Annotated in this window: 21 protein-coding genes and 1 pseudogene; 10 read left to right on the forward strand and 12 right to left on the reverse strand. The window is 58.5% G+C overall.

Annotated elements, in window-relative coordinates; translation table 11 throughout:
- Nucleotides 1-152: 152 nt before the first annotated feature.
- From BMH52_RS27590 to BMH52_RS27605, 4 genes are all read left to right on the forward strand, one after another.
- Nucleotides 153-785 (forward strand): glutathione S-transferase family protein, encoded by a 633-nt coding sequence (locus BMH52_RS27590; RefSeq protein WP_073845655.1) that lies wholly within the window; start codon nt 153-155, stop codon nt 783-785.
- Nucleotides 786-938: 153 nt separating this feature from the next.
- Nucleotides 939-1,358 (forward strand): hypothetical protein, encoded by a 420-nt coding sequence (locus BMH52_RS27595; protein WP_073845657.1) that lies wholly within the window; start codon nt 939-941, stop codon nt 1,356-1,358.
- A gap of 198 nt (nt 1,359-1,556) precedes the next feature.
- Nucleotides 1,557-2,972 (forward strand): MFS transporter, encoded by a 1,416-nt coding sequence (locus BMH52_RS27600; protein ID WP_073845659.1) that lies wholly within the window; start codon nt 1,557-1,559, stop codon nt 2,970-2,972.
- Between the two features lie 142 nt (nt 2,973-3,114).
- The gene (locus tag BMH52_RS27605) at nt 3,115-3,537 is read left to right on the forward strand and encodes a hypothetical protein (RefSeq protein ID WP_073845661.1); all 423 of its coding nucleotides are present in this window, start codon (nt 3,115-3,117) and stop codon (nt 3,535-3,537) included.
- 277 nt (nt 3,538-3,814) lie between these two features.
- Here the strand turns inward: BMH52_RS27605 and BMH52_RS30070 are convergent, their stop codons facing one another.
- The 6 genes and pseudogenes from BMH52_RS30070 to BMH52_RS27630 form a co-directional block, all read right to left on the reverse strand.
- Complete coding sequence (locus BMH52_RS30070) at nt 3,815-4,384, reverse strand: methyl-accepting chemotaxis protein (RefSeq protein ID WP_371103969.1); 570 nt, start codon at nt 4,382-4,384, stop codon at nt 3,815-3,817.
- Nucleotides 4,358-5,179, reverse strand: a pseudogene (locus tag BMH52_RS30075) (PAS domain-containing protein); the annotation flags it as partial. The pseudogene BMH52_RS30075 and the gene BMH52_RS30070, both read right to left, overlap by 27 nt.
- 143 nt (nt 5,180-5,322) lie before the next feature.
- Nucleotides 5,323-6,231, reverse strand: a complete 909-nt coding sequence (locus BMH52_RS27615; RefSeq protein ID WP_371915703.1) for an aliphatic sulfonate ABC transporter substrate-binding protein — start codon at nt 6,229-6,231, stop codon at nt 5,323-5,325.
- A complete protein-coding gene (locus BMH52_RS27620; RefSeq protein WP_371915702.1) occupies nt 6,137-6,808 on the reverse strand; it encodes a sigma-70 family RNA polymerase sigma factor in 672 nt (223 codons plus the stop codon). The genes BMH52_RS27615 and BMH52_RS27620 overlap by 95 nt, the downstream gene beginning before the upstream one ends.
- 108 nt (nt 6,809-6,916) lie before the next feature.
- A complete protein-coding gene (locus BMH52_RS27625; RefSeq protein ID WP_014719651.1) occupies nt 6,917-7,708 on the reverse strand; it encodes a phosphate/phosphite/phosphonate ABC transporter substrate-binding protein in 792 nt (263 codons plus the stop codon).
- A 9-nt stretch (nt 7,709-7,717) separates the two neighbouring features.
- On the reverse strand, nt 7,718-8,647 hold the full coding sequence (locus tag BMH52_RS27630) for a fatty acid desaturase (protein ID WP_014719652.1): 930 nt from the start codon (nt 8,645-8,647) through the stop codon (nt 7,718-7,720).
- A gap of 302 nt (nt 8,648-8,949) precedes the next feature.
- Between BMH52_RS27630 and BMH52_RS27635 the strand changes: the two genes are divergently transcribed.
- Nucleotides 8,950-9,378: a GNAT family N-acetyltransferase gene (locus BMH52_RS27635; RefSeq protein WP_019819336.1), complete on the forward strand. Its 429-nt coding sequence runs from the start codon at nt 8,950-8,952 to the stop codon at nt 9,376-9,378.
- A gap of 20 nt (nt 9,379-9,398) precedes the next feature.
- On the opposite strand, the gene def is transcribed toward BMH52_RS27635, so the two are convergent.
- The 3 genes from def to BMH52_RS27650 form a co-directional block, all read right to left on the reverse strand.
- Nucleotides 9,399-9,938 (reverse strand): peptide deformylase, encoded by a 540-nt coding sequence (gene def / locus BMH52_RS27640; RefSeq protein ID WP_014719654.1) that lies wholly within the window; start codon nt 9,936-9,938, stop codon nt 9,399-9,401.
- Entirely contained in the window at nt 9,935-10,885 is a 951-nt protein-coding gene (locus BMH52_RS27645; protein ID WP_014719655.1) for a YihY/virulence factor BrkB family protein, read from the reverse strand. The genes def and BMH52_RS27645 overlap by 4 nt, the downstream gene beginning before the upstream one ends.
- A 180-nt stretch (nt 10,886-11,065) precedes the next feature.
- Nucleotides 11,066-11,251 carry a CsbD family protein gene (locus BMH52_RS27650; RefSeq protein ID WP_003193737.1) on the reverse strand — a complete coding sequence of 62 codons (186 nt, stop codon included), beginning with the start codon at nt 11,249-11,251 and terminating at the stop codon, nt 11,066-11,068.
- A 201-nt stretch (nt 11,252-11,452) separates the two neighbouring features.
- On the opposite strand from BMH52_RS27650, the gene BMH52_RS27655 reads away from it, so the two are divergent.
- On the forward strand, nt 11,453-11,830 hold the full coding sequence (locus BMH52_RS27655) for a hypothetical protein (protein WP_034134348.1): 378 nt from the start codon (nt 11,453-11,455) through the stop codon (nt 11,828-11,830).
- Between the two features lie 162 nt (nt 11,831-11,992).
- Here BMH52_RS27655 and fadD1 read toward each other — a convergent pair whose 3' ends face one another.
- Both fadD1 and fadD2 read right to left on the reverse strand, forming a co-directional pair.
- Nucleotides 11,993-13,684, reverse strand: a complete 1,692-nt coding sequence (fadD1, locus tag BMH52_RS27660; RefSeq protein ID WP_014719656.1) for a long-chain-fatty-acid--CoA ligase FadD1 — start codon at nt 13,682-13,684, stop codon at nt 11,993-11,995.
- A gap of 382 nt (nt 13,685-14,066) precedes the next feature.
- Nucleotides 14,067-15,755: a long-chain-fatty-acid--CoA ligase FadD2 gene (gene fadD2, locus BMH52_RS27665; protein ID WP_073845665.1), complete on the reverse strand. Its 1,689-nt coding sequence runs from the start codon at nt 15,753-15,755 to the stop codon at nt 14,067-14,069.
- 211 nt (nt 15,756-15,966) lie between these two features.
- On the opposite strand from fadD2, the gene BMH52_RS27670 reads away from it, so the two are divergent.
- Together BMH52_RS27670 and BMH52_RS27675 are read left to right on the forward strand one after the other, a co-directional pair.
- The gene (locus tag BMH52_RS27670; protein WP_073845667.1) at nt 15,967-16,911 is read left to right on the forward strand and encodes an alpha/beta hydrolase; all 945 of its coding nucleotides are present in this window, start codon (nt 15,967-15,969) and stop codon (nt 16,909-16,911) included.
- A 56-nt stretch (nt 16,912-16,967) separates the two neighbouring features.
- On the forward strand, nt 16,968-17,438 hold the full coding sequence (locus BMH52_RS27675; RefSeq protein ID WP_003193747.1) for a MaoC family dehydratase: 471 nt from the start codon (nt 16,968-16,970) through the stop codon (nt 17,436-17,438).
- A gap of 145 nt (nt 17,439-17,583) precedes the next feature.
- Here BMH52_RS27675 and BMH52_RS27680 read toward each other — a convergent pair whose 3' ends face one another.
- Nucleotides 17,584-18,051: a PA2169 family four-helix-bundle protein gene (locus BMH52_RS27680; protein ID WP_014719659.1), complete on the reverse strand. Its 468-nt coding sequence runs from the start codon at nt 18,049-18,051 to the stop codon at nt 17,584-17,586.
- Nucleotides 18,052-18,255: 204 nt separating this feature from the next.
- Between BMH52_RS27680 and BMH52_RS27685 the strand changes: the two genes are divergently transcribed.
- On the forward strand, nt 18,256-18,492 hold the full coding sequence (locus BMH52_RS27685; protein ID WP_073845669.1) for a DUF3820 family protein: 237 nt from the start codon (nt 18,256-18,258) through the stop codon (nt 18,490-18,492).
- Nucleotides 18,493-18,502: 10 nt separating this feature from the next.
- Nucleotides 18,503-19,678, forward strand: coding sequence for an aminotransferase class V-fold PLP-dependent enzyme (locus BMH52_RS27690; RefSeq protein WP_073845671.1), 1,176 nt, complete (start codon nt 18,503-18,505; stop codon nt 19,676-19,678).
- Nucleotides 19,679-19,851: the final 173 nt, after the last annotated feature.

The raw sequence follows: 19,851 nt of genomic DNA on the forward strand, positions 1-19,851 counted from the left end.
ATAGCGGCGTATCAGGCAACACCTTCATTGACTGACACAGCGCTATCGCAGGCAAGCCAGCTCCCACATTTTCGACCGTGCCCGCTTCATACCCTCGCCGTCGTGCCCGGCCCCTGCTAGATTGGTCATTCTCCAAATGCCAGGGAAGCACCATGGGCCATTCACTGAAAATCTTGGGTCGCACCTCCTCCATCAACGTGCGCAAAGTACTCTGGACCTGCCAGGAACTGGGCATCGACTACGTGCGCGAAGATTGGGGCATCGGTTTCAAGCCTACCCAATCCCCCGATTTTCTTGCCTTGAACCCCAACGCTCAGGTGCCGGTGCTGATCGACGACCATGGCGTACTGTGGGAATCCAACACCATCTGCCGCTACCTTGTCGGACTCTATCAGCGCCATGATTTGCTACCCGTTGAGCCTGCCTTGCGTGCACGGGTCGAACAGTGGATGGACTGGCAAGCCACCGAACTCAACCCTTCGTGGGGCTATGCGTTCCACGCACTGGTGCGTAAGAACCCGGACTATCAGGACCCGCAACGCATCCAGGCGGGCGTGCAGGCCTGGAATGACAAGATGGCCTTGCTGGAACAACAGTTGACCAAGACCGGCGCCTACGTCGCCGGCGAAGAGTTCAGCCTCGCTGACATCTTGATAGGCCTTTCGGTACATCGGTGGCAGATGACACCCATGGAGCGGCCACCCTACCCCGCCATCGCGGCGTATTACCAACGCCTCAGCCAGCATGCCGGCTTCAAGACCTTCGCCCTCGACGGCCATGACTAAGCGAGCTATTGGGCCTCAGGCATGGTCATCACCATTGGTCTGAAAACCACTACCACCTGTCATATTTGACAGTAGACCTGTTTTTCATCTTCACCTATTCATAAGCCAGAGCAAGGCAATGCCTCGCTCATCCCTGGATATGGAGAAGCGGCCATGAGCAAGAAGATCGGTGAGAACGACAAAATCTCCGGCGTAATCAATGGGTGGAGTTCCCCATTTGAAACGTCTTTCGTCGCCCATTTGAACGGAGAGTCAAATTTCAATTCGACCGTTGGAATCATGTCCGAATCTGGCTTGATAAAAATAAGCATCGACCAAAATATCAAGGCAGGTGAGACCTACGACATCGATGCAACGGGGAGTGATAAAAAAGTAAGGCTTGAGTTTGACGACACGCGACAAGGCGAGTCCGGCAACTATATGGCAACCAGTGGCAAATTCACCGTATTGCAACTGCAAGGCAATATGCTGTCAGCGTCCCTCGAATTTGAAGCCCAAAACGCGCAAGCCCCTCAAAAGAAGATGAGCTTCACCCAAGGCGCTTATAAGGTTGAGGACTTCAAGCACGTCTAGAACATCCACGCACCAGAAGCTGCCTGCCGATAGCAACCTTCGGCAGGACAGCCTTCGCGCCCTCGCGCGATAAACCTCTGAAACAGAGGCGCCGCGCGCAATTAATCGGCGAATGTACGGGTTACCGTCCGCAACTTAACAAACACCGCTTTCCGTTAGCCAGTTAAGATTCCAGGTGACCGACTATGGAATTTATTCATGTCCACACTCCCCGTCTCAGCTACGGACACCCTCGCCCCCCACCGAGCCGCCCACATCAGCGCCCGCATCGACCGCCTGCCCGCCGTCGCCACTATTTGGCGCCTGGTGGCGTTGCTCTCCATCGGCGGCTTTTTCGAGCTGTATGACTTGTTCCAAACCGCCTATATCAGCCCTGGCCTGATCAGCGACGGGATTTTTCATACCGGCAGCGAAGGTGTTTTCGGCTTCTCGGACCAGGCCGCTTTCGCCTCGGCCACATTCCTGGGCCTGTTCCTCGGCGCCAGCCTGCTCAGCCCCATCGCCGACCGCTTCGGGCGACGCGCGATCTTCACCTTTGCGCTGGTCTGGTACACGGTGGCAACGGTGCTGATGGGCATTCAGACCTCGGCCGTGGGCATTATCTGCATGCGCTTTCTGGTGGGCGTTGGCCTTGGCATCGAACTGGTGACCATCGATGCCTATCTCTCGGAACTGGTACCTAAGCGCATGCGCAGTTCGGCGTTTGCCTTTGCATTTTTTATCCAGTTTCTGTCGGTACCGGCTGTGGCCTTGATGTCGTGGTGGCTGGTGCCACAGGCGCCGTTCGGTATCGCGGGCTGGCGCTGGGTGGTGCTCTCAAGTGCAGTGTTTGCGCTGTTTATCTGGCAACTGCGCAAGCGCCTGCCGGAGTCACCGCGCTGGCTTGCACAAAAGGGACGCTTCGAAGAGGCCGACACGATCCTGAACAACCTGGAGGCACGCTGCCAAAAGGATCATGGCAAGCCGCTGGACGAACCGGAACCCGAAGCCATCAGCGTGCAGGGCAATGGCCGTTTCGCCGATATCTGGCAGCCGCCCTACCGGCGACGCGCCTTGATGCTGATCGTGTTCCATGTATTCCAGGCCATCGGCTTCTTCGGCTTTGGCAACTGGCTGCCGGCCTTGCTCTCGGGCCAGGGTGTCAGCGTGACCCACAGCCTGCTCTACGCCTTTATCATCACCCTCGCCTACCCGCTCGGCCCGCTGCTGTTCGTCAAGGTGGCCAACCGCTTTGAGAACAAATGGCAAATTGTCGGCTCGGCCATGGGTGCAGTGATCTTCGGCAGCCTGTTTGCCCTGCAAACCACAGCGTTAGGGCTGATTTTCTGCGGGGTGATGATCACCTTCTGCAATGCCTGGCTGAGCTTCAGTTATCACTCCTATCAGAGCGAATTGTTCCCCACCAATATCCGTGCGCGAGCGGTCGGGTTCTGTTATTCGTTCAGCCGTTTGTCCACGGTGTTCAGTAGCCTGTTGATCGGCTTTATCCTCGAGCACCTTGGCACGCCGGGGGTGTTGGCGTTTATCGCCAGCAGCATGTTGATCGTGATGATTACCATCAGTTGGTTCGGGCCGCGTACGCGTAATCTGGCATTGGAAAATATCGCCCATTGACCACCGTCGGCGCTCGATACCGTCCGTCAGCGGAGTGACTCTACTGTCAACTTTGACAGTAGATCGCAACGCCTCATGCGGTTCTACTGATAATCAGGCGTTCCCGTGGTGGGCCGCCATTGGAAGGTAACCCGGATTGAACATGGAACAGAGCGAACACGCCTCGGCAGGATGGCTTAAATCCACAGGCTTCGAAGGTGAAATAGATACCAGCAACGTCGTATATCGCGAATCCAGTCCCGGACGCTGGATCACTCTGGATGGACGCCAGCCCAGCCAGGGTGGCGACTTTATCGGCATTCAAATCGACTTTCCCAAGGATCAGCTCCCAGGTCCGATCACCGTGCCTCAACCTTGGCCAAAAGACGTTAACGTCAGCTATTTCCGACAAACAGTCTTCGGCCATCGCACCTCCTACCGTGCAAAAAGCGGCACGCTTGACTTGCGCACCTATGACGGGAATACAGGCTCTGCAGCCGGCACTTTCGAAATCACTGCTGAGGTCGAAGGCACGGACCGTTCGTTCAAAGGCTCGTTTGATATTCGCACCGTAAAAAACAGCTAGCCAGCGGCAACGATTGGTCTCTATACGGTCATCGCTTGCCGCCTGAAGCGCCCGCCTACCCGCCGCTACATTGACGAGGCCTTTGCCAAGGAAGTATCCGAACGCCTCCAGCAGCAGCAACAGCAGCAGGTAGCGGCGAAGACGGCTGACCCACAGGCGCAGGCCGTGAAAGAAACCCTGGCTGCGATCTAGTCGCGCAGGGAATCCAAATGTGGGAGGGGGCAAGCCCCCTCCCACATTTGAATATTCTTTCGCAGGGTATCAGCGCAGGTTTCAATTACTGCAGTTGCAGCGTGGAATTGAACTGACTGATCGCATCCACCACATGCCGCGAGCCTTCCTGGATCTCCAGGATCACCTGCCCCGCTTCATTCGCCAGTTCCACCCCGAGCCCCGTGCGGCTCAGGCTCGACTGCATGCTCGACACCGCGCACAGCGACAGGTCGTGATTCTTGCGCACCACATCCACGATCTCTACCGTGGCCTGGCTGGTGCGTGCCGCGAGACTGCGCACTTCATCGGCCACCACCGCGAACCCACGTCCATGCTCACCGGCCCGCGCCGCCTCAATCGCCGCATTGAGTGCCAGCATATTGGTTTGCTCGGCGATGCTGCGGATGGTCTGCACAATGGCGCCGATGATGTCCGACTGCTTGTTCACCGCATCGATGCTCTCGGCAGCCTGGTTGAGGTCACTGGAGATCGCCTCGATGATCTCTACCGTTTGCTGCACCACCTGCGAGCCCTTGCGTGCGCAGGCGTCATTTTGCACCGAGGTGGCGTGGGCCGAATCGGCGGCAGTACGCAGGGTAGTGACCTGGCTGGTAATGTCGCTGGCGAACTTCACCACTTTGTACAGGCGCCCATTCGTGTCGAAGATCGGGTTGTAGGACGCCTCCAGAAACAAGGTCTTACCGTATTTGTTTTTACGCTCGAAGCGATGGGAGTGATATTCGCCGCGATTGAGTGAGGCCCAGAATGCCTTGTAGGCCGGCGACTCCACTTCACTGCGATGACAGAACATGCTGTGGTGCTGGCCGATGATTTCCTCCCGCGTGTACTGCACGGTGCGCAGGAAATTGTCGTTGGCATTCAGGATTTGGCCCTGGGGCGTGAACTCGATTACCGCCATGGAACGGCCAATGGCGTCGATGAGGCTCTGGTTTTCGTGTTCATGGTGCACCCGTGCAGAAATATCCGACGCTACTTTGATCACACTGCGTACCTGGTTGTCGCTGTCCAGCACCGGCATGTAACTGGCTTCGAGCCACACCTCCTCGCCATGCTTGTTCAAGCGCATAAAGGTGCCACTGAGCGCCTCGCCTCGCGCCAGATCGCGCCACAACTGGTGGTAGGCATCGGTGTGGGTATACGCCTCCTCGCAAAACAGGCGGTGATGTTTGCCACGGATCTGCTCGATGCTGTAGCCCATGGTTTGGCAAAAACGCTCGTTGGCATTCAGGATCACTCCCGTGCGGTCGAACTCGATCATCGCCATGGAGCGGCTGATGGCGGCAAGCTTGGCGTTGGCTTCGGTAAGGGCACAGGAAAAACGCTGGATCTCTTGCAGGTCGGATTTGTGCTGGCGGTTGAACATGGTCAGATCACCCTGGATTCCCGGCGCCTGGAGGGCGCATTCCATTCATACGTTGGATATTTCTGGTACACCTGCATGGGGAAATAACCATTGGAAACGCTTTATCGGCCAAGCGTCGTTAACGGTTCTGGGTGAGCATAGACAGGCCTTGGCACTCTGCAAGGCCACTAATCCGCCAGCATCACTACTCAGGGATGATCAAGGGGCTTGAAGACAGCCTGCTGCACGTCGACTTTTTTCGGGATCAGGCCGTTGGCAAAAAACAGGTCGGCGGTGCGTTGCTGGTTGGCAATGTCGATGGCCGCCAAGGGGCGGATCGGCTCGGGCGAGCGATGTTCGAAGTAGCTTTTGACCACCGCCGGTTGCAGGCCCAGGGTGCCGGCCATCAGCGTGATGCTCGCGGCAGGCTCATCAAGCGACAGGCGCTGCGCCTTGCCAAGCGTGTGGATAATCGTGGCGATGGCCTCTGGGTGCTGCTTGGCAAACGGGTGGTTGACCACGAAGAAACTGCCCGCAGGGTTCAACCCTTGCCCGTCCCGCAGCACACGTGCCGAGCCGTCGATCACGGCGGCCGAGTAGTACGGGTCCCACACCACCCATGCGTCCACCTTGCCTTGTTCGAACGCGGCGCGGCCGTCGGAAGGCGACAGGTACACCACATTCACATCCTTCCACTGCAACCCGGCGTGCAGCAGGCTTTTGAGGAACAGGTTGTGTGCACTGGAGCCCTTGAGCAATGCCACGCGCTTGCCCTTGAGTTCGGCCACGTTCTGCACGGTGCTGGCCTTGGGCACCAGCACTGCTTCGGCCTTGCCCTCGTTGGGCTCGACGGCAAAATACTGCAAGTCGATCCCGGCCGCCTGGGCAAAGATCGGCGGGATATCACCAATATTGCCGATGTCCAGGCTGCCTGCGTTGAGCGCTTCGATCAGCGGCGGGCCACCGAGGAATTCGGTCCACTGCACCTGTGTACCGGGCAGTGCGGCTTCGAAGAGCTTGTGCTCACGGGCGAGCACCATGCTGACCGAGCTTTTCTGGTAGCCGATGCGCAGCGTGGAAGGTTCGGCCGCCGAGGTGGGTTGCGCCAGTACCGCCAATGCCAGCAGCGAACTGCCCAGCAGGTGTTTGATTGCTTTCATAAGTTGCCTCTTGGTGGTTCGATTCAGAGTCAAAGTGAGCACCGTCAGTGTGGGATTCGAGGGCGGTAACAGCGCGGGCCATGTAGTCACTGACCGAGCGCTGGGAAATCCCCAATTCGGCGGCGATCTGGGGGTACGTCAGGCCGTTGACGCGGGACAGCAGGAACGTCGCCTTGACCTTGGCCGGCAAGCGGTCGAGCGTCTGCTCGACGGCCTGCAGCGCTTCGAGCACTCGGGCCCTGCCCTCCGCGCAGGCCGCATCGTTATCCAGCGCAGCGAGGTAGGCACGCTCCAGGTCACGTCGACGCCACACCTGGTACACCAGGCGCTGGGCAATGGTGGTAAGCAATGCGCGGGGCTGTCGTATCGGCGCTACCTGAGGTGCACTCAAGAGCTGGACAAACGCGTCGACGGCGATGTCTTCGGCGTGGGCACGGGAGTTGAGGTAGCGGTGCAAACGGCTGCACAGCCAAGGGTAATGAATGCGAAACAGGGAGCCCACATAGTCGCTGTGAGCACGATCGGCGCCGGACATAGGGGCTCCTTCTGAGTAGGTTGCGCGGTATGTCCGGTGTTCCGGTGAAGCAATCCTAGCAAGGCTCCTTATGCTTTAATAATACTTAAAACGCATTCTTATATAACCTTATTGAAGTACCGAATAGCCGATGCTGGCGGCTTTGCGCTGGTAATCCAACACCACCTGATAGTCATCTTCGCTGGCAGGAAGCACAGCTCGCACACCGAGGGTTTGCGCCACCTGCGGCAGGTCCTGCAACGCCAGGTTCATCGCCTCACGAATCTGCGCCACCTGCCCATCGCTCAAGCCCAGCGCGCCTATGTAAGGCAAAGTCGGGCTCGGCGCGCTGCGGGTGATGACGCGCAGGCCCGCGACCTCTTCGGGGGCGAATCGGGCGAGGTAGTCGTAGGTGACGCTATCGATGGCGGCGAGGTCGGCGCGGCCTTCACGCAGCCAGCGCAAGCTCTCGCGGTGGGCGCCGCTGATGCCGACGCTGGCGAAGAACCGCCCGTCGCGCTGCAACGGCGCCAGACAGTGACGCAGCAGGTTCATGCCGCTGTTGGAGTCGTGGCCGTTGATCACGCCGCGGCTCTGGTAGAACTGCGTCAGGCGGGTACGCGGGTTGTCCGCGCGGGTCAACAGCAGGCTGCAATGTTCGCCGTGGCTGCTGTGGGCCAACTCGTAACGGGGGCGCCCAATGATGCGCACCTGGCCGCGCAGTTGGGTCATCAGCGGGTAGCCGCAGGTTTGGCTGACGAGCAATTGTGGCGCCAGCCACAGGCCGCGCAAGTCGAGGTGGTCGGCGTTAAGACGATGCAGCTTCAAGCGCTCAAGGATGCGCGCCAGCCAGTGTTGATTGGCCTGCTGGATGGGTTCGGGCGCAACGTACATGCGCAGGTCGGCGTAGTACTCACTCATGGTCGCCTCTCAGGCAAACGGGTGCCGGGGACTGTCGATGGCCTTGAGGCCGTGACGGCTGATCAACTGGCCGTACCCTTGCACCAGGAAGCCACCGCTGCGCACCAGCCACTGCTCGCGCCGGGCACGGTACACCCTGGGCAGCAGGTACCACGGCAACTTTGGCAGATCGTGGTGCACCAGGTGCAGATTGTTGTTGAGAAACAGCCAGGCCCAGGGCCAGGACGCTTCGTTGAGCACTGTGCGGTGTTCCGGCCGGAGATGGGGGCGGTGCTCATAGTAGGAGCGGATCGAAGCCAGGGACAACGCTGGCACGCTGACCAGCAGCAGGTAATGCCACACCGCAAGCGCGCTGTAGGAGGCAATGAAACTCAGCATCAGCACAGTAACGGCGCCGTGAGCCAGCCACATCGGCCATACCTGGGGCAGGCGTTGAAACTCGTGACGGGCCAACCGGCCAATGGCCAACGGCGCAGCCAGCAGGAAGCGGCCAAGCACGGTCTTGGTCAGCCAATGCACGCCACGTTCGAACAGCGAGCTGTCGTCCCATTGCTGCTGATTGAGGTAGCGGCTTTCCGGGTCGATGCCCGGTAGGGTCAGGTTGTCGTCGTTGTGGTGCAACAGGTGGCTGTCGCGGTACAGCGTATAGGGATACCACACCGCGAAAGGCGCATAGCCGAGGAGTTTATTGAGCAACAACGAACGGGTCGGGTGGCCGTGGAGCAATTCGTGCTGCACCGATAGCCACAGAGTCACCAGCGGAATCAGCAGCAACATGCTCAGCCACAGGCCCAGCCACCGGCTGCCAAGGATCACCGCGAACCAGCCGGCATATACGCCGATCAACAGTAGCCAGGTCGGCCATTCGGTTCTTGCCACGAAGGTCGTCGCCAGGGCTTCGATTTCCCGGCGTTGGGTCGGATCAAGGTAATTGGCCATCGGCAGCTCAGAGCAGGTGTTTCCTGCTCTGTGCAATGAGGCGGGAAAATCTTGCAGATCGTTTAGTTCTAAGCGTGTAACTCAGTGACCGAACAGGCCTGCTTCGGATTTTTTGGTCTTCTTGTCCGCGCGTTTTTCATCCGCGGTCTTTGCCGGTTTTTTCTTGGCGGCTTTCTTTGAATCCATACCTTTGGCCATGATGCATGCTCCACTAACAGGGGATGTAGCACTGGGTATACCACCTATTGCCCGGCAGAAGGCGCTTATAATCCCCGGCCCTGGATAATGCTTGTCTGAACCCCATGCCCCCATTGCACATCGAACCGCTGGCAGAGCCTCTGTGGCCACTGCTGAACAAGTTTTATCGCAACCACAATTCGTCGATGAAGGCACTCAAGGGCGGCCGCTTGTGGGTGGCGCGCGATAGCGACATCGTGGCGGGCTTGTGCTTGAGCCCGGTGGTGGGTGGGCAGTGGCTGACGGGGGTGTTTGTGGCGCCGACTTATCGTGGCCAGGGGCTCGCGGCGCGACTGGTTGAAGAGGCCGTGGCGGGTTGTGAGGGGACGGTCTGGTTGCTGTGCCATCCGGACCTGGAAGGGTTGTATCGGGGCATGGGGTTCAGCCAGGACACGGTTTTGCCGCAATCGCTGAGTGAACGGCTGGTGCGTTACAAGCGCAATAAGCCGATGATTGCGATGGGGCTCAATGCCCCAGTCCTGAATAAACACTGATCCCACAGTTGAACTGTGGGCTATTCGTCAGCCGTTGGGTCCAGCTCCGGGAACATCACTTCAATAAACCCGAATTTGCTGAAATCGGTAATCCGCGATGGGTACAACCGGCCGATCAAATGGTCGCACTCATGCTGCACCACCCGCGCATGGAAGCCGTCGGCAAAACGCACAATCGGCTCCCCCTTGGGGTCGAAACCTTCGTAGCGGATCTGCTGGTAACGGTTCACGGCGCCGCGCAGGCCGGGTACTGACAGGCAACCTTCATAGCCCTCTTCCAGTACCGGGCTAAGCGGTGTGATCAGCGGGTTGATCAGAATGGTCTGGGGTACCGGCGGCGCCTCCGGGTAGCGTTCGCTGGCCTCGAAACCAAAGATCACCAGTTGCAGGTCGACACCAATCTGCGGTGCAGCCAGGCCAACACCGCCTACGTGTTCCATGGTCTGGAACATATCGTCGATCAGTTGCCACAACTCGGGGCTGTCGAACATCTCCGGCGGTACCGGCGGGGCGATACGCAGCAGGCGCTCGTCGCCCATTTTCAGGATTTCACGGATCATTGTTCAGGCTCGGTAATGGGCTTGGAGTGGTCCCGGCCTAAGCCAGAGACGTGCTGTTTTTCAGTCGGGGCCGGTTCGCCGATTTCCTTCTGCCCGGGGTCCTTGCCTTCGGCAGACATGTGTTCGATCACGGCATTCATCTCCGCGCCGAGCAACAGCACGGCAGCGGAGATATAGAAATACAGGAGCAGGACAATAATCGCACCGATACTGCCATACATGGCGTTGTAGTCGGCGAAGGTTTTGACGTAGTAGCCAAAGCCGAGGGAGGCGACGATCCACACCACCACCGCCAATACCGAACCTGGGGTGATAAAGCGAAACTCCTGCTCGACATCCGGCATCACGTAATACATGAGTGCCACGGCGAACATCAGCAGGATCACGATCAATGGCCAGCGCAGGATAGTCCACAGGGTGACGACGAATTCCTGCATGCCGATCTGCCCGGCCAGCCACTCCATGACCTGCGGGCCGAGCACCATCAGCGCGGCAGCAGCCAGCAGCATGCCGGCGATGCCGACGGTGTAGAAAATCGACAGTGGAAAACGCTTCCAGATCGGCCGGCCCTCAACCACGTCGTAGGCGGCGTTCATGGCGCTCATCATAAGGCGCACGCCCGCGGAGGCCGTCCACAAGGCAATCACGATACCGACCGAGAGCAGCCCCCCCTTGGACTGCTGCAGTTGGTCGATCACCGGGTTGACTTGCTCTAGCGCCTGGGGCGGCAACACCAGTTCCGACTGCAGGCGCAGCCAGGTGAAGAAGTCAGGCAGGTGCAGGAAACCGATCAGGGCGATCAGGAACAGCAGAAAGGGGAACAACGAGAACAGCATCTGGTAGGCCAGTGCCGAGGCGTAAGTCGGCATCTCGTCATCGAGAAATTCAGTGACGGTGCGCATCAGCACCTTGTGCAGCTTGAGACCATCGAGTACCGGAAAAATCATAGCGTCTCCTTTCGCCGCAAAGAGATTGAGTTCATGGGCGACTCAGGGGCCGTTTTCTACATCAAAGTAGCCCATTTGGCGACTTTGAAACAATTTCGAAAGTTTAGTTGCAACACCGGATACAAAAACGGCCATCCGTGGATGGCCGTCGGGCTGCTGGGGGCTGCCCGCCAGGACGTGTTACTCAGTGGCTTTTTTCACTGCGTCCTTGGTCTTGCCCACTGCTTGCTGAGCTTCGCCTTTTTTCTCTTGGATCACGCCTTCAGCACGCAGTTTGTCATTGTCTGTGACTTTACCGACGCCTTGCTTGATGTTACCGACAGCTTCGTTCGCCAAGCCCTTTACCTTATCGGAAGTGCTGCTCATGGTATTACTCCTGATAACAATCAAATGGTTTTTGGTCACTACGTAGCGGTTGACCTGAAGCGCAACGGCAGAGTTTCAATTATTTTTGTACGAGCATTTCATCGAAAGCGGCAGGTTTGGCTTTATGTTTTATGTCCAACCCACGAGAATGCCCGGCACATTCAGGCTGCAACGCTGAATAACAGATCCCGTAGGAAGGTTATGAAACTCAATAAAGCACAGGCCATTGCCCGCAGAAACCAGGAACTGGGCGGTGCCGTACTCGGCGTCAACAACTGCCACTTCACCGACCTGGACCGCAAACGCAACATCTGGTGGTTCGACCTGCCGGTGGGGCGTATTGCCGTGGGCCAGTACGAGTGGATCCATCTGTTGATGCACAACGCCGACACCGACCAGTTGTTGCACCTGAAGGTGCCGACCGTGTTCCTGCGTGAAAAACTCGAGGGGCTGGTGGTGCGCAATGCGGGCAAGCGCAAGCCGGAGATTACCCTGGAGTTGAGCGCCGACAAGGATTCGTTCTTAAAGGACGTGCGCCCCGCCGGTGCGGGTGTGAGCTTTGCGCAGTTCGTGCTGTAACCCGGTAACCCTGTGGGAGCTGGCTTGCCCGCGATAGCAGTGAGTCAGGCGATACAGCAGTGGCTGGTGTAGCGCTATCGCAGGCAAGCCCGCTTCCACAGGGGGTAAGTGTTTGGCCAGCGCCCTCATAAAAAACCCCGCATCAGCGGGGTTTTTTATGGGTTACTTTTTAAGACCGAGTTTCTTCAGTTCTTCATCACGCAATTCACGCCGCAGGATCTTGCCCACGTTGGTGGTCGGCAACGCATCACGGAACTCCACGGCCTTGGGCACCTTGTAGCCGGTGACGTTGGCGCGCATGTGTTCCATCACCTGGTCCTTGGTCAGGGTGGCCCCTGGCTTGACCACGATGAACAACTTGATGTGCTCGCCGGATTTTTCATCCGGTACGCCGATGGCCGCACACTGCAGCACGCCCGGCAGGCCCGCCAGCACGTCTTCGAGCTCGTTGGGGTAGACGTTGAAGCCGGAGACCAGAATCATGTCCTTCTTGCGGTCGACGATACGCATGTAGCCGTCTGGCTGGATGATCGCGATGTCGCCGGTCTTCAGCCAGCCCTCGCTGTCGAGCATCTCGTCGGTGGCATCCTGGCGCTGCCAGTAGCCCTTCATCACTTGCGGACCTTTCACACACAGCTCGCCGGTTTCGCCCAGCGCCAGCTCGGTACCGTCGTCGGCGATGACTTTACACGCGGTGGAAGGCACCGGAATGCCAATGGTGCCGATCTGGATGTTCTGGATCGGGTTGACCGTGGCCACCGGGCTGGTTTCAGTCATGCCGTAGCCTTCGCAGATCGCGCAGCCGGTCACGGCCTTCCAACGCTCCGCCGCAGCCAGTTGCAACGCCATGCCGCCCGATAGGGTGACCTTCAGCGCAGAGAAGTCCAGCTTGCGGAAACCTTCGTTGTTGCACAGTGCCACGAACAGGGTGTTGAGGCCGACGAAGCCGCTGAACTTCCACTTCGACAGTTCCTTGACCATCGCCGGCAGGTCGCGCGGGTTGCTGATCAGGATGTTGTGGTTGCCGATCAGCATCATCGCCATGCAATGAAAGGTGAAGGCATAGATGTGGTAGAGCGGCAGCGGTGTGATCAGGATCTCGCAGCCTTCATTGAGGTTGGAGCCCATCAGCGCCTTGCATTGCAACATGTTGGCGACGAGGTTGCGGTGGGTCAGCATCGCGCCCTTGGCCACGCCGGTGGTACCGCCGGTGTATTGCAACACGGCCACATCGCCGCTGGCCGGGCTGGCATCGTTGACCGGCTGGCCATGGCCCTTGGCGAGTACGTCGTTGAACTTGATGGCCTGGGGCAGATGATAGGCCGGGACCATTTTCTTCACGTACTTGATCACGCTGTTGATCAGCACGCGCTTGAACGGCGAGAGCAGGTCGGCAACTTCGGTGACGATCACGTGCTTGACGGCGGTCTTGGGCACGACTTTTTCAGCCAGGTGCGCCATGTTGGCCAGGCAAACCAGGGCCTTGGCCCCCGAATCATTGAATTGGTGTTCCATCTCCCGCGCGGTGTACAGCGGGTTGGTGTTGACCACGATCAGGCCGGCGCGGATGGCACCGAATACAGCGACGGGGTATTGCAGAACGTTGGGCAGTTGCACAGCGATTCGATCGCCAGGCTTCAAGTCGGTATGCTGTTGCAGATACGCGGCGAATGCGCCGGACAATTCGTACAGTTCACCGTAGGTGATTGTCTTGCCCAGGTTGCTGAAAGCCGGTTTGTTGGCGAAGCGCTGGCAGGACTGCTTCAGTACCGCCTGAATATTCGGATACTCGTCTGGATTGATCTGTGCAGCAATCCCGGCGGGGTACTTATCCTTCCAAAAGTCTTCATTCATGGAAGCCCACTCCTCAGCGACGCGAATTCATCATCGCATTTGATGCGATTATTATTGGTGTATGTTTTTAGGTGAGTCTGGCGCTTTCAAGCAGGCCTAGAAGTCACAAAGCGCGCCGAGAGTAGCAGCTTTGCCAAGGGCCGCCTAGAGCCAAAAGAGGGCCCTACAGTCATAAACATGACTCAAGAATATCCAATGGTCACTTTTAGAGCAAAAATTCTATAACGCCAAAAATGGCTCTAGAACAGGCTTTCAAGGGCGAAAAATACAGTGTGGGAGCTGGCTTGCTTGCGATAGCGGTGGATCAGTCAGTTCAACAGGTGACTGAAACACTGCTATCGCAGGCAAGCCCGCTCCCACATTTTTTGTACTCTATTTCAATTCAAGCAATGTCGCGCAGCTCCCGGCGCAAGATCTTGCCCACCGGTGTGATCGGCAACGACTCTCTCAACACAATATGCTTGGGCACCTTGTACCCCGTGAAGTTGGCCTTGCAGTACGTCTTCAGTTCCTCGAGGCTCACCCCCTGGGCCCGTGCCACCACGAACAGCTTCACCGCCTCCCCCGTGCGCTCGTCCGGTACGCCGATCACGGCGCAGCTGGCCACGGCCGGATGGGCCATGATCACGTCTTCGATTTCGTTGGGATAGACATTGAAGCCGGAGACGATAATCAGGTCTTTCTTGCGATCAACAATACTGATATAGCCGTCGGTATCGATCACAGCAATGTCACCGGTTTTGAGCCAGCCTTCAGCGTCCAGCGTATCGGCAGTGGCCTGCGGGTGCTGCCAGTAGCCTTTCATTACCTGCGGACCCTGGATGCACAACTCGCCGCGCTCGCCCAACGGCAGTTCGTGCCCTTGATCATCAATCACTTTCATGGCTGTGCCCGGCACCGGGATGCCCACGGTACCCAGGCGCGACAGGCCGCCGTAGGGGTTGGTACTGGCCACTGGCGAGGTTTCGGTGAGGCCGTAGCCTTCGCCGATGGCGCAGCCGGTCACCGCCTTCCAGCGTTCCGCCGTGGCCTTGACCAGGGCGGTGCCGCCGGAGTTGGTGATCTTGAGGTGGGAGAAGTCCAGGCTCTTGAAATCCGGGTGGTCCAGCAGCGCCACAAACAGGGTGTTGAGCCCCAGCAGCGCAGTGAAGCGCCACTGTTTCAATTCCTTGATAAACCCGCCGATGTCGCGTGGATTGGTGATCAATACGTTGTGGTTGCCGGACACCATCATGCACATGCAGTTGGCCGTGAATGCATAGATATGGTACAGCGGCAACGGCGCGATCATGACCTCCTGCCCTTCCTTGATCAGCGGGTGGCCGTCTTCACCCAGTTGCGACATGCACGCCCGCACCTGCTGCATGTTCGCTACCAGATTGCCATGGGTGAGCATCGCGCCCTTGGCCAGGCCGGTGGTGCCGCCGGTGTATTGCAGCACGGCGATGTCGTCCAGGGTTACCGGATGGCGCGTCACCCCAAGGCCCGCGCCCATGCGCAGGGCGCGCTTGAACGATACCGCCCGCGGCAGGTGATAGGCGGGGACCATCTTCTTCACCTTGTCGACCACGGTGTTGACCAGCCAGCCTTTGGCGGCGGGCATGAAATCGCCCATCCTGGCTTCGATCAGGTAGTCGATCTCCGTGTCGGTGCACACCTCCTGCACACGTGAACCGAACAGGTTGAGGTAGACCAGCGCCCGCACGCCCGCGTCCTTGAACTGGTGGCGCATCTCGCGAGGGGTGTACAGCGGGTTGGTATTGACCACGATCAGCCCGGCGCGCAGTGCGCCGAATACGGCAACTGGATAATGCAGCACATTAGGCATTTGCACCGCAATGCGCTCACCGGGCTTGAGGTCGGTGTGCTGTTGCAGGTAACCGGCGAACGCCGCACTCTGGCGTTCCAGCTCAGCGTAGGTCAGGGTAATGCCCATGTTGCTGAACGCCGGACGGTCAGCGAAGGTCTTGCAGGAACGCTCGAAGACCTCGATCACTGACTTGTAGGTCGTGAGGTCGATGGCATTGGGGACGCCCGCCGCCCGTTTGTCATTCCAGAAATCAGGTTGCATTATTCTTGCCCTCTTACCTGAGTGTGTCCGGCCGCTTTAAGCATTGATAAAAAGCGGAGATTTGAGGGACGTTAGCAGCTATGACCAAACAGGCAAATAAGATAAATCCTGTCATTGATTGCGTGAATCTTGCGTCTAACGTGCAGGTAGATGCCGCGCAATTCTGGCGATGAGCTATACACTGCAACGACCCTGAGCAAAGGAAGCCGCCATGAACCACAGCACCTTCTGGCTGACCGCGAACGACCACAGCCGCCTGTCTGTCAACCAATGGCTGCCAGACAGCCCGCCGAGGGCGGTGGTCATGCTCTCCCATGGCATGGCCGAGCACAGTGGTCGTTATGCTCGCCTGGCCGACGCCTTGTGCCGCTCCGGCTACGGCGTGTATGCCTTGGACCAGCGCGGCCATGGCCGTACCGCCGACGAGGGCATCCTGGGGCTGTACGCTGAAAAGGATGGCTGGAACAAAGTAGTCGGCGACCTGGCCAGCCTCAACCAGCATATTGGCCAGCAGCAACCGGACCTGCCGATTATTTTGCTCGGCCATAGTATGGGCAGCTACATCGCCCAGGGCTATTTGCTGCACCACAGCGCCAGCCTGCATGGCGCGATTCTCAGCGGTTCGAATTTCCAGCCGGTGGTGTTATATAGCGCGGCCCGGCTGATCGCACGTATCGAACGCCTGCGCCAAGGGTTGCGCGGCCGTAGTGCGTTGATCGAGTTCCTCTCATTTGGCTCGTTCAACAAAGCGTTCAAGCCCAACCGCACCGCCTTCGACTGGCTGAGCCGCGACCCGGACGAAGTCGACAAGTACATCAATGACCCGCTCTGCGGTTTTCGTTGCACCAACCAGTTGTGGATCGACCTGCTGGGCGGCTTGCAGCAAATCAGCAAAGCGTCCAATCTCGCGCAGATCGACCCGGGCTTGCCGATCCTGGTGATGGGCGGCGAATGTGATCCGGTGAGCGAAGGCAAGCGTCTCAAGGACCTGGCCCACGCACTGCGTGAGGCCGGCTGCCAGAACGTGCAATTGAACCTCTACCCGCAGGCGCGGCATGAAGTGTTCAACGAAACCAACCGGGATGAAGTCACCGCCGACCTACTGGCCTGGCTCGACCAGGCGCTGGCGTTGCGCAGACCCACTCGCTGCGAATAGTTTTTGCTTTAAAATCAGCCGATTAATTACCGTTAAGCCACAGGATGCACGTTGAGATGACCCAGGTAACCAACACCCCGTACGAAGCGCTTGAAGTGGGCCAGACTGCCAGCTTCAGCAAAACCGTCGAAGAGCGCGATATCCAGCTGTTCGCCGCCATGTCGGGTGACCACAACCCGGTGCACCTGGACGCTGAATACGCCAAGGCGACCATGTTCAAGGAGCGCATCGCCCACGGCATGTTCAGCGGTGCGCTGATCAGCGCGGCAGTGGCTTGCGAGCTGCCTGGGCCGGGCACGATTTACATCGGCCAACAGATGACCTTCCAGAAGCCGGTGAAGATCGGCGACACCCTGACCGTGCGCTTGGAAATCCTCGAGAAACTGCCGAAGTTTCGCGTGCGTATTGCCACTCGGGTGTTCAACCAGCGTGATGAGTTGGTGGTAGATGGCGAGGCAGAGATTCTGGCGCCGCGTAAGCAGCAAGTCGTGACCCTGACCGAGTTGCCACCGATCAGCATCGGCTGATCCAGCCTTTGCATAAAACAAATCTGGGAGCGGGCTTGTGTGGGAGCGGGCTTGCTCGCGAATGCGGTGGATCAGTCAATACAACAGTAACTGATCCACCGCTTTCGCGAGCAAGCCCGCTCCCACATTAGGTCCAGCGTAGGTCTTACGACTGAGCGCGGGCCTGGTTACGCAGGGCTTTTACCTGGTCGTGATTGCGCTGTACACCGTGGTACTGACGCTCAACCAAGTCACGAATGCCCACCAGATTGTGTTTGTTGATCTTCTCGATCGCTTCACGGTAAGCCTTCAATGCGTGGTCTTCACCGCGCTCGGCTTCGTTCAATACGGCCTCTTCGTCCTTGCCAGTGACCATCGACTTCACGTCGACCCAGCCACGGTGCAGGGCGCCGGCCATGCTGCCGGAATCTTCAGGATCGCCACCCAAGGCACGCACAGCAGTTTTCAGTTCAGCAGCGGCTGTCGCGCAATCAGCGGAGCGTTTGGCAAACAGGGCCTTGAGTTCTGGATGCTTGATGTCTTCAGCGCATTCCTTGAAACCCTTTTGGCCGTCGATGCTGGTCTCGATCAGGTCGTTCAGTACGGAGATCGATTCTTTGTTGATATCAGTCATTTTTCAATTCCTTGTACGGGTTAGAAGGTTGCCTTGGTTATTGCAGCGCCCGTGCCAGGTTTTCAAAAATTATTTTTACGTTTTATTTCAATAAGTTACGAATTATTGAACCATCTGTATCTTGGTTATTTGCATGATCTGTCATTTGGCCTTCATGCAGAATGCCTGTATTTTCGAAAGCCTGGCCTCAACCCTGCGACGCTCATGAATCCCGACAAACTCGAACTGCTCATCACCCGCCAAATGCCCTTCGGCAAATACAAAGGCCGGATCATTGCCGACCTGCCTGGGCCCTACCTGAATTGGTTCGCCCGTGAAGGTTTCCCCCACGGGGAACTGGGCGGTTTGCTGGCCTTGATGCAGGAAATCGACCACAACGGTCTGTCCGAATTGCTCGAACCACTGCGCGCCAAACACGGCAGACCCGCCCCCCGCCACTAGGAGACCCACCATGCCGAGGAATGCCGATAACGAAGCGCACTGGCAGGCCATCGCTCAGTGTTACGAGTGCGAGCCCGGCCCGATCAACCTGGAAAACGGCTACTTCGGGCGCATGAGCCGGGCGGTGCAGGCCCAATACCTTGAGCACATCAGCTTTATCAACCGCAGCAACGCTGTGCATGTGCGCCAGCGTTTTGAACAGGGTGAAAACAACGAGATACGCCGCCAGTTGGCCGGGTTGATTGCTGTCGACCCCGAGTCGGTCGCTTTCACCCGTAACGCCACCGAAGCTTTGCAGTCGCTGATCCGCAACTACAACCGCCTGCAACCGGGCGACCAGGTGCTGATCACTGATCTGGAATACGACACAGTCAAAGGCGCCATGCGCTGGCTGGCAGCGACTCGCGGCGTGGAAGTCATAGAGGTGGCCCACACCCACCCGGCCCGTTTCGACAGCTTGGTGCAGACTTATCACGATGCGTTTGTGCAGTACCCGCGCCTGAAATTAATGGCCTTGACCCATGTGACCCACCGTACGGGCCTGGTCATGCCGGTTGCGGCCATTGCCAAGGCAGCGCGCGAACGAGGAATCGACGTGATCCTCGACGGCGCCCACGCCTTGGGCCAGATCGAATTCAACCTGGCCGAACTGGGCATTCAGTTCGCAGGCTTCAACCTGCACAAGTGGATCGGCGCGCCGTTGACCCTGGGCTTTTTGTACATCGCACCGGAGCGCCTGGCCGATATCGACCCGGATATGGGCGAGCTCCATTACCCAGCCACCGATGTGCGAGCGCGTACGTCCTACAGCACGCCGAACTTTCCGGCACTGATGACCTTGCCCTTGGTGTTTGAAGAGCATCGGCAATTGGGTGGCGCTGCCGCCAAGGGCGCACGCGTCAATTACCTGCGCAACCTGTGGGTGAACCAGGTACGGCCGTTGGCGGGAATTGAAGTGCTGACTCCAGATGATCCGCAACTGTACTGCGGCATTACGGCCTTCAAATTCATCGGGCGCGATCAGCAGGTGATGGTGGACCGGTTGCTCAAGGAGCATGGCCTGTTCACCACCACACGAACGGGGGCGGCGTTTGGCACCTGTATTCGGGTCACACCGGGGCTGGTGACGTCGGCGGCGGACATCAATGCGCTAGTCCAAGCGATTACCCAACTAAACACAGATTAAAACTGTGGGAGCGGGCTTGCTCGCGAAGGCGCGATACCAGTCACTAGATGCGTTGACTGACCCACCGCATTCGCGAGCAAGCCCGCTCCCACATTTGGATCCAGGGTGGTTTTGAGGCTTTTTACAGGCAAAAAAAAGCGGCACACCGACCAAGTGCGCCGCAAAAATGCCGT

This window comes from Pseudomonas sp. BTN1 (genome assembly GCF_001907715.1).
In the GTDB taxonomy this organism is placed as follows: Bacteria; Pseudomonadota; Gammaproteobacteria; order Pseudomonadales; family Pseudomonadaceae; genus Aquipseudomonas; species Aquipseudomonas paracarnis.

Bases quoted from the DNA above. Each gene is read 5' to 3' on its own strand.
- def (WP_014719654.1), bottom strand. From the start codon at position 9,938: ATGATCCGTGAAATCCTGAAAATGGGCGACGAGCGCCTGCTGCGTATC.
- fadD1 (WP_014719656.1), bottom strand. From the start codon at position 13,684: ATGAATGAAGACTTTTGGAAGGATAAGTACCCCGCCGGGATTGCTGCA.
- BMH52_RS27670 (WP_073845667.1), top strand. From the start codon at position 15,967: ATGAACCACAGCACCTTCTGGCTGACCGCGAACGACCACAGCCGCCTG.
- BMH52_RS27680 (WP_014719659.1), bottom strand. From the start codon at position 18,051: ATGACTGATATCAACAAAGAATCGATCTCCGTACTGAACGACCTGATC.
- BMH52_RS27675 (WP_003193747.1), top strand. From the start codon at position 16,968: ATGACCCAGGTAACCAACACCCCGTACGAAGCGCTTGAAGTGGGCCAG.
- BMH52_RS27590 (WP_073845655.1), top strand. From the start codon at position 153: ATGGGCCATTCACTGAAAATCTTGGGTCGCACCTCCTCCATCAACGTG.
- BMH52_RS27605 (WP_073845661.1), top strand. From the start codon at position 3,115: ATGGAACAGAGCGAACACGCCTCGGCAGGATGGCTTAAATCCACAGGC.
- BMH52_RS27685 (WP_073845669.1), top strand. From the start codon at position 18,256: ATGAATCCCGACAAACTCGAACTGCTCATCACCCGCCAAATGCCCTTC.
- BMH52_RS27655 (WP_034134348.1), top strand. From the start codon at position 11,453: ATGAAACTCAATAAAGCACAGGCCATTGCCCGCAGAAACCAGGAACTG.
- fadD2 (WP_073845665.1), bottom strand. From the start codon at position 15,755: ATGCAACCTGATTTCTGGAATGACAAACGGGCGGCGGGCGTCCCCAAT.
- BMH52_RS27635 (WP_019819336.1), top strand. From the start codon at position 8,950: ATGCCCCCATTGCACATCGAACCGCTGGCAGAGCCTCTGTGGCCACTG.
- BMH52_RS27625 (WP_014719651.1), bottom strand. From the start codon at position 7,708: ATGAGTGAGTACTACGCCGACCTGCGCATGTACGTTGCGCCCGAACCC.
- BMH52_RS27600 (WP_073845659.1), top strand. From the start codon at position 1,557: ATGTCCACACTCCCCGTCTCAGCTACGGACACCCTCGCCCCCCACCGA.
- BMH52_RS27620 (WP_371915702.1), bottom strand. From the start codon at position 6,808: ATGTCCGGCGCCGATCGTGCTCACAGCGACTATGTGGGCTCCCTGTTT.
- BMH52_RS27645 (WP_014719655.1), bottom strand. From the start codon at position 10,885: ATGATTTTTCCGGTACTCGATGGTCTCAAGCTGCACAAGGTGCTGATG.
- BMH52_RS27690 (WP_073845671.1), top strand. From the start codon at position 18,503: ATGCCGAGGAATGCCGATAACGAAGCGCACTGGCAGGCCATCGCTCAG.
- BMH52_RS27650 (WP_003193737.1), bottom strand. From the start codon at position 11,251: ATGAGCAGCACTTCCGATAAGGTAAAGGGCTTGGCGAACGAAGCTGTC.
- BMH52_RS27630 (WP_014719652.1), bottom strand. From the start codon at position 8,647: ATGGCCAATTACCTTGATCCGACCCAACGCCGGGAAATCGAAGCCCTG.
- BMH52_RS27595 (WP_073845657.1), top strand. From the start codon at position 939: ATGAGCAAGAAGATCGGTGAGAACGACAAAATCTCCGGCGTAATCAAT.